Annotated in this window: 14 protein-coding genes; 6 read left to right on the top strand and 8 right to left on the bottom strand. The window is 65.2% G+C overall.

Annotation, left to right across the window (positions count from 1 at the left end; all coding sequences use genetic code 11):
* Positions 1 to 496 precede the first annotated feature (496 nt).
* Together ACNKU3_RS15810 and ACNKU3_RS15805 are read left to right on the top strand one after the other, a co-directional pair.
* On the top strand, positions 497 to 1,621 hold the full coding sequence (locus ACNKU3_RS15810; RefSeq protein ID WP_418260477.1) for a DnaT-like ssDNA-binding domain-containing protein: 1,125 nt from the start codon (positions 497 to 499) through the stop codon (positions 1,619 to 1,621).
* Positions 1,533 to 2,201 carry a replication protein P gene (locus ACNKU3_RS15805; RefSeq protein ID WP_418260476.1) on the top strand — a complete coding sequence of 223 codons (669 nt, stop codon included), beginning with the start codon at positions 1,533 to 1,535 and terminating at the stop codon, positions 2,199 to 2,201. Before ACNKU3_RS15810 ends, ACNKU3_RS15805 begins: the two co-directional genes overlap by 89 nt.
* 47 nt (positions 2,202 to 2,248) lie before the next feature.
* Here ACNKU3_RS15805 and dnaB read toward each other — a convergent pair whose 3' ends face one another.
* Positions 2,249 to 3,640 (bottom strand): replicative DNA helicase, encoded by a 1,392-nt coding sequence (gene dnaB / locus ACNKU3_RS15800; protein WP_418260564.1) that lies wholly within the window; start codon positions 3,638 to 3,640, stop codon positions 2,249 to 2,251.
* A gap of 252 nt (positions 3,641 to 3,892) precedes the next feature.
* On the opposite strand from dnaB, the gene ACNKU3_RS15795 reads away from it, so the two are divergent.
* From ACNKU3_RS15795 to ACNKU3_RS15785, 3 genes are read left to right on the top strand one after another with little or no spacing between them, the layout of a single operon-like run.
* Positions 3,893 to 5,419 (top strand): alpha/beta hydrolase, encoded by a 1,527-nt coding sequence (locus ACNKU3_RS15795; RefSeq protein ID WP_418260475.1) that lies wholly within the window; start codon positions 3,893 to 3,895, stop codon positions 5,417 to 5,419.
* 1 nt (position 5,420) lies between these two features.
* Positions 5,421 to 6,164, top strand: a complete 744-nt coding sequence (locus tag ACNKU3_RS15790; protein WP_418260474.1) for an ATP-binding cassette domain-containing protein — start codon at positions 5,421 to 5,423, stop codon at positions 6,162 to 6,164.
* Positions 6,161 to 7,330 carry an ABC transporter permease gene (locus tag ACNKU3_RS15785; protein WP_418260473.1) on the top strand — a complete coding sequence of 390 codons (1,170 nt, stop codon included), beginning with the start codon at positions 6,161 to 6,163 and terminating at the stop codon, positions 7,328 to 7,330. Before ACNKU3_RS15790 ends, ACNKU3_RS15785 begins: the two co-directional genes overlap by 4 nt.
* Positions 7,331 to 7,459: 129 nt before the next feature.
* Here ACNKU3_RS15785 and rplI read toward each other — a convergent pair whose 3' ends face one another.
* The 5 genes from rplI to ACNKU3_RS15760 all read right to left on the bottom strand — a co-directional run bounded on the left by rplI (position 7,460) and on the right by ACNKU3_RS15760 (position 10,625).
* A complete protein-coding gene (gene rplI, locus ACNKU3_RS15780) occupies positions 7,460 to 7,909 on the bottom strand; it encodes a 50S ribosomal protein L9 (RefSeq protein WP_418260472.1) in 450 nt (149 codons plus the stop codon).
* A 57-nt stretch (positions 7,910 to 7,966) separates the two neighbouring features.
* Entirely contained in the window at positions 7,967 to 8,845 is an 879-nt protein-coding gene (locus ACNKU3_RS15775) for a hypothetical protein (protein ID WP_418260471.1), read from the bottom strand.
* Between the two features lie 39 nt (positions 8,846 to 8,884).
* Positions 8,885 to 9,112, bottom strand: a complete 228-nt coding sequence (rpsR, locus tag ACNKU3_RS15770; RefSeq protein ID WP_418260470.1) for a 30S ribosomal protein S18 — start codon at positions 9,110 to 9,112, stop codon at positions 8,885 to 8,887.
* A gap of 11 nt (positions 9,113 to 9,123) precedes the next feature.
* Positions 9,124 to 9,558, bottom strand: coding sequence for a 30S ribosomal protein S6 (gene rpsF, locus ACNKU3_RS15765; RefSeq protein ID WP_418260469.1), 435 nt, complete (start codon positions 9,556 to 9,558; stop codon positions 9,124 to 9,126).
* A 431-nt stretch (positions 9,559 to 9,989) separates the two neighbouring features.
* On the bottom strand, positions 9,990 to 10,625 hold the full coding sequence (locus ACNKU3_RS15760; protein ID WP_418260468.1) for a glutathione S-transferase family protein: 636 nt from the start codon (positions 10,623 to 10,625) through the stop codon (positions 9,990 to 9,992).
* Between the two features lie 118 nt (positions 10,626 to 10,743).
* Here ACNKU3_RS15760 and ACNKU3_RS15755 point away from each other — a divergent pair, with 118 nt between their 5' ends.
* Positions 10,744 to 12,237: an aldehyde dehydrogenase family protein gene (locus ACNKU3_RS15755; protein WP_418260467.1), complete on the top strand. Its 1,494-nt coding sequence runs from the start codon at positions 10,744 to 10,746 to the stop codon at positions 12,235 to 12,237.
* 21 nt (positions 12,238 to 12,258) lie between these two features.
* On the opposite strand, the gene ACNKU3_RS15750 is transcribed toward ACNKU3_RS15755, so the two are convergent.
* Together ACNKU3_RS15750 and ACNKU3_RS15745 are read right to left on the bottom strand one after the other, a co-directional pair.
* The gene (locus tag ACNKU3_RS15750) at positions 12,259 to 12,711 is read right to left on the bottom strand and encodes a DUF2141 domain-containing protein (protein ID WP_418260466.1); all 453 of its coding nucleotides are present in this window, start codon (positions 12,709 to 12,711) and stop codon (positions 12,259 to 12,261) included.
* Positions 12,701 to 14,425 (bottom strand): nitrilase-related carbon-nitrogen hydrolase, encoded by a 1,725-nt coding sequence (locus ACNKU3_RS15745; protein WP_418260464.1) that lies wholly within the window; start codon positions 14,423 to 14,425, stop codon positions 12,701 to 12,703. Before ACNKU3_RS15745 ends, ACNKU3_RS15750 begins: the two co-directional genes overlap by 11 nt.
* Positions 14,426 to 14,456: the final 31 nt, after the last annotated feature.

The following is a 14,456-nucleotide window of genomic DNA, read 5'->3' as shown; positions in this document are numbered from 1 at the left end:
ATCCCCTGCTGAAACACGCCAAACAGCGCACACCCATGTGCAGGCTCGGTTGGCGACGTCCTGTCGCCTCACGGTTTCAGCAGGGGATATCCGCCCCACATGCTCGCTCAGTAGCAATGCCAACCTGGTCACGACGAACCCTCAAACTCTCGAGCCTCTGAACCTCTGAGCCAAGGTCTTTAAAACTCACCTGCATCCAAATGTCGAATAGCGATTCATCCGGTTCAGTGCGCAGCAGGTAGAGTGTGAGCCGGCACTTGCCCACTGGAACCGTGTGGCGACATGGATGTCGCCACCCGAGTCTGCACACAGATGTGCGCTTTTTGACGTGTTCCAGTGGGCAAGTGCCGGATCGCGCTCGGCGGGCTAACCACCCACCGAAGCCACCCAGTCCACCGAGCAAACCCAGACAACAACCAAACACCAGATTCACTGTAGTTCTTGGCCACAGCTGGGTATCCTATCAGACCGCCCACCAAAACTGATAAAGGCAACGATGGAATCCTCGCTCGTCCCCGAACGCCAACTGGTCTTTTCACCCGGACTGGCGGCGACGATCGGGCTGGAGGAAGCCATCCTGCTGCAGCACCTGCACGGCCTGTTCCAGCACCACCCGCCGCAGATTCGCGACAACCATGCCTGGCTGGCGGTGTCGCGGGAGTACCTGCTGGGCTCGCTGCCCTTCTGGAGTGCCGTGGACCTGCACCGGATCAGCCGTTCGCTGGCCGACCAGGGCGTCATCCTGATCGAGTCGCCGCCGCTGCATTCGAGCGAGCGCCTGCTGTTCGCCCTCAATGAACCGGTGCGCCAGCCGGCCCGCGCGGTGCAGAGGGCGCCCGAGGCGCCGCCGATGCGACGCAGTGCGGCGCTGTTGCCGGCCAACTGGGCACCCAGCGAGGACCTGCTGCAGCTGCTGGCCCTGAACCACAACATACCGCGGCAGTTCGCCCTCGACCAACTGGAGGATTTCATCTTTTACTGGCGCGAGCGCGGCGAGAGCCACCACGCCTGGGAGAACAAGTTTCGCCAGCACGTCACCAACAACTGGCGGCGCCGGCAGCAGGACGAGCGCGGCGGCTTCCAGGTGACCGACCCCGCGCCGCTCGACAACCAGTGGCGTCCCAGCGCGGACGCCCTGGAAATCATGCAGCGCGGCGGCATCGACCGGGAATTCATCGAGGAAGCGATCCCGGAGTTCATTCTCTACTGGCGCGAGCGCGGCGCGGCGCCGAAAGAGCTGAATACGAAATTCATCCAGCACATCCGCATCCAGTGGGCGCGCTATACCGCGGCGGTGGAGCACGGCAGCGAGCCGCGGCCGATCAGCGACCACTGGCAACCGAGCCGGGATGTCTACGACATCCTGCACATGTCCCACATCGACCTCGACTTCGCGCGGTCTTTACTGCCAGAATTCATCGTCTACTGGAAGGACAGCGGGCAGGTGCACACCTCCTGGAACAGCAAGTTCCTGCAGCACGCCAAGTTCCACTGGGCCAAGCGCCACCAGATGCAAACAGCAGGAAATAGCAATGCCGGACAGCAGGGATCTCATTCAACAGGTCGGACGCGAGATCGCAGCCTCGAAGACGACCTCAGCGACACCAGCTGGGCCAACTGAGAAGGCCAGCGCCCCGCCCGAGGGGCACGTCGAGGCGATCAACCAGGTGTTCGCCCTGTTTCGCCTCAACTATCACAACCAGTACTATGCGGCCTACCCGGACCAGACCCAGCTCAACCAGATCAAGAAGCTGTGGCTGGACGCCCTCGCCGACCTGCCGGTGGAGCAGATCCTGCACGGCGCCAAGCACGCCATCGAGAACAGCGAATACCTGCCGACCCTGAACCGCATGCTCGAGTGCTGCGCCGCCGGCCTCAGCGCCTTCGGCCTGCCGGCGCCGCGGGACGCCTACCTCGAGGCCTGCAACGCGGCCTCGCCGAAATCCGCCCAGCCCTGGAGCCACCCGGCGGTCTATTTGGCGGGGCGGGACAGCGACTGGTTCTTCCTGTCGAGCGAACCGGAAAACCGCACCTGGCCGGTGTTTCGCGAGCGCTACCAGCACTGGTGCAATGCGGTCCTGCGCGGTGAAAAGCTGGCAGTTCCGGCACCCGAGGCACTGGAGCAACAGGCGGGCACGCCGATGACACCGGATGAACAGCACAGTGCCCTCGCCGCCCTGCGCAGGGATACGGGGCTCTGAAAAGCAATTTCTTTAGCGGGTAAACCGCCGCACTGGCGGAACCGGTGTCACTGGTGCTGGTAATCGCCCCGCGCCAGGTTCTCGAAGCGAGTGAACTCGCCGCGGAAGGCCAGTTTGCAGGTGCCGATGGGGCCGTTCCGCTGCTTGCCGATGATGATCTCCGCGACGCCCTTGTCCGGGGAGTCCTCGTGGTAGACCTCGTCGCGGTAGATAAACATGATCACGTCCGCATCCTGCTCGATGGCGCCGGATTCCCGCAGGTCCGAGTTCACCGGGCGCTTGTTGGGGCGCTGCTCCAGTGAGCGGTTGAGCTGGGACAGGGCCACCACCGGTACGCTGAATTCCTTGGCGATGGCCTTGAGGCTGCGGGAGATCTCGGAGATCTCCGCGGTGCGGCCCTCGGAGCTGCCGGCCACCTGCATCAGCTGCAGGTAGTCGATCATCACCATGGCGATCTCGCCGCGGTTCTCGCGCACCACCTTGCGCACCCGGCTGCGCAGTTCGGTGGGGGTCAGCGCCGGGGTGTCATCGATGTACAGCGGCGCGTCCTTGAGCTTGTTCATGGCCGCGCTGAGCTTGGGCCAGTCCTCCTGCTCCAGTTTGCCGTTGCGGATACGCCGCTGGTCGATGCGGCCCACCGAGGACAGCATCCGGATAATCAGCTGCTCCGCGGGCATCTCCATGGAAAACACCAGCACCGGCTTGTCCTGGGCCAGGATGGCGTTCTCCACCAGGTTCATGGCGAAACTGGTCTTGCCCATGGAGGGACGGCCGGCGACGATCACCAGGTCCGCGGGCTGCAGGCCGGAAGTGGACCCGTCGAGGTCGACGAAGCCGGTGGTCAGGCCGGTGATATCGCCACCGGAATTGAACAGTTCCTCGATCCGGTCCAGGGCCTTGCGCAGCAGGGGATTGACGCCCTGTGGCCCCCCGCTTTTCGGCCCCTGCTCGGAGATCTGCATGATCAGGCGCTCGGCCTCGTCGATCAGCTCGGTGGAGTTGCGCCCGTCGGGGTTAAAGCCGGATTCGGCAATCTCCTGGGCCGCCTCGATCAGCTTGCGCAGCGCGGCGCGCTCGCGCACCACCTGGGCGTAGGCGCGGATGTTCGATGCGCTGGGCGTGTTCTGGGCCAGTTCCGCCAGGTAGGGCAGGCCGCCGGCCACGTCCAGTTCGCCGCGGGCCTCGAGTTTGTCGGCGACGGTAATCACGTCCACCGGCTCGGCCTCGTTGGCGAGGCGGGCGATTTCGCGGAAGATCAGGCGGTGGTTGGGGCGATAGAAATCCTCGGCGCTGACTTGCTCGGCCACGACATCCCAGCCGTCCGAGGACAGCAACAGGCCGCCCAGTACGGACTGTTCGGCCTCCACGGAGTGGGGCTGCATCTTGATCCGCGCAAGGTCCCTGTCGCCCTGCCAAGGCTGCTCGGGGATGTCGTCGATGTAGTCGGGTTCGGCCATGGACAGGATGTCTTATCGGGCAGGACAGAGTACCGAACTACCCCCGCGAGTCCAAGTGATTTGCTGGACCGGCGCGGTATTGCAAGTCGAATCTGCCCGCGGCTAAACCGGCGCGACTGAATTTGATCTCTTGCCAAGCGCCTGTGTCCATGGTGGCATAAGTGTGATTCGCAATCGAAATTTCTGGCAACGACAGACCGCTGACAGGATATGCCAGGACAGGGGGGACGAGACTTGGAAGCGGTACTATTCCGCCTGGGGGCGCTGGTGCCGGCGCTTATGCTGGCACTGAGCGGCTGTGACAACACGGGCGCGCAACACGCCCCAGGCCCGGAGGCCAATGCCAGTGGCCAACTGGTCTATGGCGAGGTGACCTTCAGCCCCTGCGCCCTGACCAGCGCCAGCGGCCAGTCCGTCGAGGCCCACTGCGGCCACCTTCAGGTCGCGGAAAACCCCGACGCCCCCGATGCCCGCAACCTGGAGCTGGCACTGGCCCTGGTGCCCGCCACCGGCGTGGCAGAGGCGGACCCGGTCTTCATGCTGGCCGGTGGCCCGGGCCAGTCTGCCCTGGAGAGCTACCCCGACCTGCAGGCCGCGTTTGCCGAGGTACTGCGCAATCGCCATGTGCTGCTGCTCGACGCCCGCGGCACCGGCGCTTCCAACCCACTGCACTGCGACCTCGATGACACCGACATGCTGCTATCCGGGTCCAGCCCGCAAACACTGGAGGCTATTCGCAGCCTGACGATCGCATGCCGGGACACCCTGTCCGAGCGTGCCGACCTGCGCTTTTACACGACCACCGACCACGTTCGGGACCTCGAACGGGTGCGGGCCGTCCTGGGCGTCGCGCAGCTCAACCTGGTGGGGGTTTCCTACGGTACACGAGTGGCCCAGCAATACGCCGGCACCTACCCGGACAAAACCCGCGCCCTGATCCTGGACTCCGTGGTGCCCAATCAGCTGGTGCTGGGCCAGGAGCACGCCGGCAATCTTGAGCGGGTGCTGGACAGGCAATTCGAACGCTGCCGGCAGGACCCCGCCTGCGCCGCGGCACTGGGCGATCCGCGCCAGCACCTGGCGCAGGTGCGCGAGGACCTGCACAGCAGGGTGCCGACCCCGGTTCGCTTTCGCGATCCGGTGACAGGTGAGTGGCGTGAAGAGGTCCCGCAATTCGACCACCTGGCCATGTTGCTGCGCCTCTATGCCTACCAGCCTGCCATGGCCGCCTCGCTGCCCCTGCTGCTGCACGAGGCCGCCGCCGGGCAATACGAGAGCCTGCTCGCCCAGTCGCGCATGCTCGCGCGGGAACTCGGTGAGAGCCTCGCCATGGGGATGAGTCTTTCCGTGACCTGCAGCGAGGATGCCGCCGAGCTCCGGGAAGACCCCGATGACGAAGGCACGGTGCTCGGTCCTGGATTCGTGGCCCAGACACGCGCCATGTGCGCCGAATGGCCCCGGGGCAAGCGGCCGGAACACTTCCGCGTGCCGCTGGACGGCGAGCTGCCGGTGCTGGCAATCAGCGGGGAGTTCGACCCGGTTACCCCGCCGCGCTACGGCGACGCGGTGGTCGAAGCACTCCCCAACGGGCGCCACCTCGTGCTGCCCGGCCAGGGACACAACGTCCTGGCGGTGGGCTGCATGCCCCGCCTCGCGGCCCAGTTCCTGGAAAACGCGAGCACCAGCGACCTCGATGCCAGCTGCCTGGAACAGCTCATCGCCCCACCCCCTTTTGCAGGCCGTTACGGTTGGGAGCCCTGAAATGATCCGTATCGAGAACCTGCACAAATCGTTCCGCAGCCGCACTGGAACCGTACAGGCAGTGCGCGGCGTGGGCTTTACCGCGCAGGATGGCGAGATTCTCGGCCTGCTGGGCCCCAACGGCGCCGGCAAGACCACCACGCTGCGGATGCTGTACACCCTGATGGCCCCCGAGCAGGGCCGCATCGAAGTCGACGGCCTGGATGTGCAGCATCACCCCGACAGCGCGCGGCGACAACTCGGTGTGCTGCCGGACGCCCGGGGCATCTACAAGCGCCTGAGCGCAAGGGAAAACATCGCCTACTTCGGCCGCCTCCACGGCCTGGACGAAGCCACCATCGACGCCCGTATCGGCGTGCTGTCCGAGACCCTGGCCATGGACGAATTCCTCGACCGCCGGGCCGAGGGCTTCTCCCAGGGCCAGCGCACCAAGACCGCGATTGCCCGCGCCCTGGTACACAATCCGCGCAACGTCATCCTGGACGAGCCGACCAACGGGCTCGACGTCATGACTACCCGCCGGCTGCGCAGCTTTTTGCGCGGACTGCGCGACGAGGGACGCTGTATCGTTTTTTCCAGCCACATCATGCAGGAAGTGGCAGCCCTGTGTGACCGCATCGTGGTGATCGCCCGGGGCGAGGTGCAGGCCACCGGTTCCCCCGATGAACTGCGTGCGCAGACCGGCTGCGAGGACCTGGAAGATGCCTTCGTGCAACTGGCCGGCCTTGAGGAAGACGCGGCGTGAGGGCTGCCTGGACCGTTGCCAGAAAGGAGCTGATCGACCTCTTTCGCGATCGCAAGACGGTCGGGCTCGGCCTCCTGCTGGGCCCGCTGCTGATGCCCGGTATCATCCTGGGCACCGGTGCACTGGTCGAGAACAAGGTCCGGACCCAGCTCGAATCCACCCTCGACTTGCCGGTTATCGGCGCCGCAGGGGCTCCCAATCTTCTCGCCTTTCTCGAAAGCCGCAATATCAGTATCGGCGCAGCCCCCGAGGACCCGGTGCGGGCGGTGCGCGACCAGGATGCACCGGTCATCCTGCGGATCGACCCGAGCTACCCGGAGCGCTGGCGAGCCAGCCTGCCCGCGCCGGTGGAGCTGACCTACGACAGTTCGCTGCAGGATGCCCAGATTCCACTGAAGCGGGTTCGCCAGGTACTCGCGGAGTACAGCGCCACGATGGGCGCCCTGCGCGGGCTGCAGCGGGGAGCGAGCCCGCTGGGCGGGCAGCCAGTGGCGGTGGCGATGCGCGATGCCGCGACGCCGGAAGCCCGCCGCGGCATGCTGCTGACCTTCCTGCCCTACCTGCTGATCCTGTTCAGCTTCATCGGCAGCGCGGCCCTGGTCATCGATGTCACCGCCGGGGAGCGCGAGCGGCAGTCGCTGGAACCGCTGCTGGCCACCCCCGCCGCGCGCACCACCATCATGAGCGGCAAAATCCTCGCCGCCTGCCTGTTCGGCATGCTGGGTGTGATGCTGATCGTGCTGGCCTTCAAATTGAGCTTCCAACTCGCGCCGGGGCCACTGCAACTGGTCGACGTTTCACTGCCGGTGGTGTTCCAGTTGCTGGTGGTGCTGTTACCGATGGTCCTGATCGGCACCACCCTGCTGACGCTCATTGCCGCCGGGGCGCGCTCGGTCAAGGAGGCCCAGAGCTACCTGAGCGTGTTGATGCTCCTGCCTATCGTGCCCACCATCATCCTGATGGTGAACCCGGTGAAAAACCAGTTGTGGCAGTTCGCGGTGCCTTTCCTGGCGCAGAACCAGATGCTGCTCAAGCTGATCCGCAATGAGGCGATTGCGCCGGGGGAATGGGCCGTATACATGGCCTGCGGGTTCGGACTGGGCCTGCTGCTGTGGCTGCTGGCGGCACGACTCTATCATCGCGAGTCGCTGGGCGTCTCCGGCTGATAAAAGCACCATTCAAACAGCCGCTTTCAGGCCCGGGGCAAATACCCAGACAATAAAAATGCACTGGCTACAGGGTAGCCAGTGCATCGGGAGAGTATCCGGAGCCGGCGCTACGCACCGGCGGCGGACTTATTCGGCAACAACCGCCAGGTTGATGGTGGCGAAGACTTCGCCGTGTACCTGGATGTCGATCTCGAATTCGCCGGTTTCGCGCAGCGCGCCTTCCGGCAGGCGAACTTCGGATTTCTCGACTTCGCAGCCAGCAGCGGTGATCGCCTCGGCGATGTCGCGGGTACCGACGGAACCGAACAGCTTGCCTTCTTCGCCGGCGTTGGCGGCGATGGTGATCAGCGCCAGCGCGTTGATGGCTTCGGCGCGCTTCTCGGCGTCGGCCAGTGCGGCTGCGGCAGCGGCTTCCAGGTCGGCGCGACGTGCTTCGAATTCAGCGATCGCAGCTTCGGTTGCGGGTACAGCCTTGCCCTGGGGGATCAGGAAATTGCGGCCGAAACCGGCTTTCACTTCAACCTTGTCGCCCAGCGAACCCAGGTTGCCGATGTTCTCCAGCAGAATGACTTCCATCTTTCTTTCCTCATTTCGGGGAGCGAACTCCCACTCTTTAAAAGCCTGTAAATTCTGTCAGTCGTCGCCCTTGGCCAGGTCTTTGCCCGCCCAGCGACGACGAAAATCAAACCAGCTGTCGGCAATGGCGAGCACCATCACCACCAGCTTCACCGGGTCCAGCAGCAGCCAGGCCAGGTAAAAAAACGTGAGCCAGGTCGAGCTCTGGCCCTTGACCCTGACTCGCGCATGAACCAGCGCGAGTCCGGCGAAACTCAAGGGCAGCAGCACTATCACTGACCAGGTGCGGTACTCCACCCCCAGGCTCGAGAGCACCAGGGCCACGGCTACCGTAGCGACCGCTACTGCCGGGGGAAACCGCAGGCTGCGGAACTCGGTTCCGAAGCCACCGGGGTTGTACAGCGCCGCCTGCCAGTAGCGGCCCAGCATCAGGCACAGGGTCGCCAGCATGGCGGTCCCGGCGCCCATCAGGCCGGCTATCTGCACGGCGCTGGGCCGGGCGAACTCCACGGGTTCCGCACCGCCCTGGGCCAGCTGCTGCTCCAGCGAGCCAAGAAACTCGTTGAAGACAGCCTGCATCTGGTCCAGGTACTGGCCGCCCAGCAACATCAGCGCCAGTCCCGCCAGCACGCCCACGGCAATACTCGCCAGGACAGCCAGCGACAGGCTCACCGTGGTCCGCAGCACCGCGGCCATCAGCCCGGTACCTACCAACAGCATCAGCGGACCGCTGTCGCCGACGGTGTAAACCAGTACGCCGGACGGCAGCAGCGCCCAGAACAACAGCTGGGCACCTGTTCCCACGCCCTTGCGCAGGGTGACCAGCGCCAGTATGGCGGCGCTGAGCCAGCAAAAAAGTATGCTCCCTGCCCCGGCAACAGTCAGTGCCAGGGCCTGGAAGCGGCCGCGCATGGCGAACTCAGCCAGTGCCTTCATCTCAGGCCTCGCCGGGGGCCAAGCGCATACAACGCTGTTTTAGCGATGTGAATCCGAGTAGGGCAGCAGGGCCAGGAAGCGCGCGCGCTTCACGGCGGTAGCCAGCTGGCGCTGGTACTTGGCCTTGGTGCCAGTAATCCGGCTGGGTACAATCTTGCCAGTTTCGGAGATGTAGGCTTTCAGGGTCTCGAGATCCTTGTAATCGATCTCTTTGACGCCTTCGGCGGAGAAACGGCAGAACTTGCGACGACGGAAAAAACGGGCCATGACTCTACTCCTTACTCTTCGCCTTCTTCCGCAGCGGTCTCGGCCGGTGCGTCAGAATCGTTGTTGTCGGCGTTCTCGGCAGCTGCGCGACGCTCGTCGCTGCGGCTCTTGCGCTCGCGGGACTCTTTCTCGGCCTTCATGATGAAGGACTCGTCAGTCACGGCGTCGTCGCGACGGATCACCAGGTTACGGATCACGGCGTCGTTGTAGCGGAAGGTGGTGCTGAGTTCGTCCATGGCTTCGTTGGAAGCTTCGACGTTCATCAGTACGTAGTGGGCCTTGTGCACCTTGTTGATGGGGTAGGCCAGCTGGCGGCGCCCCCAGTCTTCCAGGCGGTGTACTGCGCCACCGTCCTTGGTGATGGTTGAGGTGTAGCGCTCGATCATGCCGGGCACTTGTTCGGACTGGTCCGGATGGACCATGAACACGATTTCGTAATGTCGCATCAGTAGCTCCTTACGGGTTAATGCCACCCGTCACCCTTCCGGGGCGGTGTGGCAAGGAGAATCGGCGGCCAGAGACCACCGGGCAAATTTTGAGGCGCGGATTGTACGTAGTTTGATCAGTTGCTGCAAGTCATTAAATTTGCCCTTCGTCACCAGGCTGAAGCCCCCTGGCCCGGGGGGGGGGCCAGTCCGCGATAAAAGCGGTGCTCTGACTCTGATCGCCGAGCGCGAAGCAGGGCATACCCGCTGGAACACGCCAAAAAGCGCACGTCCCTGTGCAGGCTCGGGCGGCGACATCCATGTCGCCTCACGGTTCCAGCGGGTATGCCCTGCTTCACCCTCTACCTCAGGCACGAGATTCCCGTACCACCGCCTCATTCGGAGGCGGAACAACTTCTATTCCCAAGTGGCTACATTCCACATCCCTGGCGCTACTTTTGCAGGAACGCCTGCAACGCGCTGAACATCTCATCCAGCGTCATCTCCACCACCGGAATCGATTGCAGGCTCTGCCACCAGCGCTCGCTGTGGGGCAGCCCTTCGAGCACCGCCGGGCGTTCCAGGCGGCCGCAGATTTCCAGGGTGAAGGCGATAACGGTGGAGAGGCAGATGGATCCGACGGTGAGCCGGGCGTCACCCACCTGCCACTGCGCCAGCAGGTTCTCCAGTTTCTTCAGCTGCCCCTCCACTTCGGCGAGTTGCGCGGCGGTGTCCACCGAGCCGCGGCCGAGCATGGCGCCGAACAGGGGAAACAGGGCCGGTGCCAGGTGGCTGTCGGCGTAGCCGGCGAGCATGCAGTCAAAGGCGACCTGCTCGGGATTCGCGGGCAGCAGCGAGGGCTCGGGGAAGGCGGCTTCGAGGTAGCGCATGATCGCCACGGACTCGCCGACGCTGCGCCCGTCGTCCAGCACCAGCACCGGCACTTTCCCCAGCGGATAGCGCGCCAGAAACTCCGGCGTGCGCAGCGGGACGTCGGGCGCCACCAGTTCCACCGGAAGTTCCTTGTGGCGGATCTGCATGCGGATCCGGGTGGCATAGGGCGAATGGTTGAGATTCAGAAGTTTCATGGACTGTTTTCCGTAAATAGTAGAAGGCGCAGGATACCCCGAAATCTTACTCCGGGGACAAAGGCCAAATTTGACAAAGCGCAAGACCACTTCGGAAGCGCTGGCGCAGAATTGCCCCATGAACCAAACACAATTACAGGCCCCGCGTCTTCCCGCACTGCGCAATCATATCGACGGTGTGAGCAGCGCTCCCGAGTTCAGCAACAACTGCTGGCTGCAAGACCCCAACGACCTCCGGCAGCTGCAGCAACAGCTCAGCAGCAGTCCGGCGCAGATTGAGTCTGCCCTGGCAGCGGCGCAGCGCGCATACCAGGAGGGCGACTGGGAGGCCCACACGCCGGCGCAGCGCGCCGAGTTGCTGGAGTCCATCGCCGATCACCTGGCGACTGCGGAGATCGCCGAGCAAATGGCAGTGGTCGATGCGCTGACCACCGGCGCCGTTATCAAGGTCACCCGCCTGATGGCGTCACTGGTCCCGCTGGTTTTCCGCGGCGCTGCAGCCCACCTGCGCAACGGCGCACTGCACAAGATACTCCCGGGAAAACTGGGAGACATCGACTATTTTCGCAGCCCCTGGGGGCCGGCTCTGCTGATCTCGCCGTGGAACGGCCCGACGGCCATCGGCTCACACAAGATCGCCAGCGCCCTCGCCGCGGGCGCACCGTGCATTATCAAGCCCTCCGAGTGGGCGCCCCACTCCACCCTGCTGATGGCCGAGGCGATAGCCAAGGTGGACCTGCCGCGGGGCACCTTCCAGTTACTGTGCGGCGACCGTGAGGTTGGCGCCGCGATGGTCGGCGACCCGCGCATCCGCGCCATTTCCTTTACCGGCGGCGTGGCCGGGGGCCGCAGCATCGCGGCCGCCACGGCGGAAGACTTCAAGCCGCTGCAGCTGGAACTGGGCGGCAATAACCCGCTGATCGTGTTTGAGGATGCCGACCTCGACCTCGCCGCCCGCGGCGTGGTCTACGGCCTGAGCAACATGAACGCCCAGTGGTGCCGGGCACTCGGCCGGCTGCTGGTGCATCGCTCGATCAAGGCACCGCTGCTGGAACGCGTGAGCGAACTGCTCTCCGCACTGAAGCTCGGCCATTCGCTGGATGCCGGCAGCGATATGGGGCCGCTGATCCACGAGCAGCAGTACCGCGGCATTCTCACCGAGATCGAGCGCCTGCAAAGCCTCGGCGGGCGGGTGATTGCTCCCACGCCACTGCCCGATCTTCCCGGCTATTTCGTCGCCCCCACTCTGGTGGATGACTGCGCGCCCGAACAGAGCCTGCAGGAAAACTTTGGCCCCGTGGCCTGTATCCACAGTTTCGATAGCGAAGAGGAAGCGCTGGCTCTGGCCAACGGCACCGCATTTGGCCTCGCGGCTTACGTCTACAGCGCCGACGAGCGGCGGGCGCGCGCCTTCAGCCGGAAAATACGCTGCGGCGGTGTGAAAATTAACGGCTACAGCCTACTGGCCCTCAGCGGTACTGCACCGCGGAGCGCCTGGGGACTCTCCGGGTTAGGCGAAGAAGGTGCGGCGCAGTCGATCCGCTTCTTCACCGGCGCCCGGGTGGTCGGGCTGTCACCCCAGGACCAGATCGGGGGTTCCAGCGCGCGCTGACGCGCTGGCGACGCCTGTCTGCTAGGGTTCCACCAGCTGGATGGTCTGCAGCACACCTTCGGCACCCAGTTCGAACCTGGCATCTTCATAGCTCGGCGGCCCGAAACGCGGCCGGGCGTTGTTGGATACCGCAACCGGCTCTTTGGGAATGCCGATAAAGTTGCTGTCCAGCTCACCGTTGCGGTTGACATCGAGGAATGCGCTGAATGCGTATTCCCCGAGCGGCAGGCTGATCTCGGCACTCAGCTCGCCGGAGGCCGGGACGATTTCCGCGCGCGCCACCGGGCTTTCCCCCAGCCAGTCGTCGTCGCCGGCGTAGACCGATACATAGACGTTGGGGCTCTGCGGCCCCAGGCCTTCCACCGTGACCCGCAGGGTTGCCGCATCCTGCGCCGCAGCATTCAGGGAAAACGGCGCAGCCACTCCCAACAGGCCGAGCGCCGCCAGCTTCCACCATCGCTTGTTACAGCTCATCACATATCTCCTCTTGTCCCCGATCTTCCCACAGCGGCGCACACAATCGCCACGGGCGATCCGCCAGGAGATCGGTCTGCGCCGACATCACCTTGTTGGCGGCGGCCCGCAGGTTGAGGCACCCCTGGGTAACCTCCCCGCGCTGCCGGGTGAGCAGCGGCGTGTTGATGTTGCCGTCAAAGACCCGCGTGGGCCAGTGTTCCATCAGAGTGAACTCCGCTTCCAGGCCGGCTATCAACCCGCCGTGACCTTCGCGGCCACTGGCCACGACACACAGCCGGTTCTCCGCCGCCCGCGAGGGCAGGCCCAGCTGCGTATCCGCGGGCTCGGTGGCACCCAGCGGCACCGCCAGCAGATGGGCGCCGTCGAGGGCCGCCATCTTCACCAGCTCCGGGTACAGGCTGTCATTGCCCACGAGCAACGCCACGCGTCCCCACTCGAGGTCCGCCAGCTGTAATTCGTCGCCCTGGCGGGACCAGGGGCTGCCATGGGACGGATGCAATTGCGGCTGTCTGGCCTCGACACCCTGTGCGCTGATCAGCAGCGCGGTCAGCGACAGGCCCTCGCCGAGGGGCCAGGGCAGCGACGCGACGATCTTCAGTTCGCCCTTTTCCTGGCAGAAGTGGCGCAGGCGCTCCACCAGCTCAGACGAAGCAGCAATCACTGCCTCCCGGTCATACGGCGTTCCGCTGTTCAACGCCGCCATGATGTCCTCTGGCATACCCCAGCATTCGGGGATAACCGCCAGTCGGGTGCCCGGTGTCAGGTGTTCCCGCGCGGCTGCGCCCGGCGCAGGCGGCGCGACGCAGGCCACCGACAGGGCCTCAGGTGCATCGCTCGCCACCAGTCGTGGCTGTGCCGCGCCGAGGGCGCGGTACAGACCGGGCCGCCGACTGGCCAGCAGGTCAGTGCCGTCCGCACGGCGCTTGTCGGCCGCCGCTGAGGGGTCGATGTCCGCGGTGACCACCGCCTCGCCCTCTCCCGGTGCCCGCGCCAGCACCGTGCCGTCGGGTGCCACAATCTGGCTCCCGCCGGCACCGTAGAGGAAGCGCTCGGGAATCCCGCTTTGTGCGGCGACCCCCGGCAAGTCCTGTTCGGGAATCAGGGGCCCGACCTTGTTCGCCGCCACCATGAAAACACGGTTCTCCGGCGCCCGCGCCGGAACGTGCAGGGTGGCTTCATCGAGGGCAAAGGAATGCAGTGAGTCGCAGAATATCTGCGCCCCTTCCAGTGCCAGCATCCGCGCGGTCTCGAAGGTGACGCCGTCACGGCAGGGGAACAGGCCGAGCCGGCCCAGCGCGGTCGGCACCACCGGGGTGCGCTGCTGCGCGCGCTGGAACCAGATATTTTCATGGCCCATCAGGGTCTGCTTGTCCGCTACCGCCAGGCAGGTCCCTTCGGGACCGTACAGCAGGGAACTCACCGTGATGCCTCCACGCGCCCGGCGCAGGGAGACATTGACGACGATGTGCGCCCGGTAGCGCGCGGCGCGACCGGCAATGGCCGAGAGGAATTCCCCGCCCTCCTCTACGGCGACCGCCCAGGCGTGGTGCGCGTCGCGGTACCAGGAAAGATGGTTGCTGAATTCCGGCAGCACCATCAGCGCCGCCTCCGCTTCCGCGGCCCGGTCGATCAGCCGCAGGCAGGTGTGGAGGTTTTCCTCCACCGTGGCTGCGGTCGCAAACTGCAGTGCGGCAACCCGGATTGTGCTCAATGTTGTAGTCTCCTGTGGCTCGATTCGCAGG

Source organism: Haliea sp. E17 (assembly GCF_048323675.1).
Classification (GTDB): Bacteria; Pseudomonadota; Gammaproteobacteria; order Pseudomonadales; family Halieaceae; genus Mangrovimicrobium.
The sequence above is the reverse complement of the archived record's forward strand: the minus strand, read 5'-3'. Positions and strand labels throughout refer to the sequence as shown.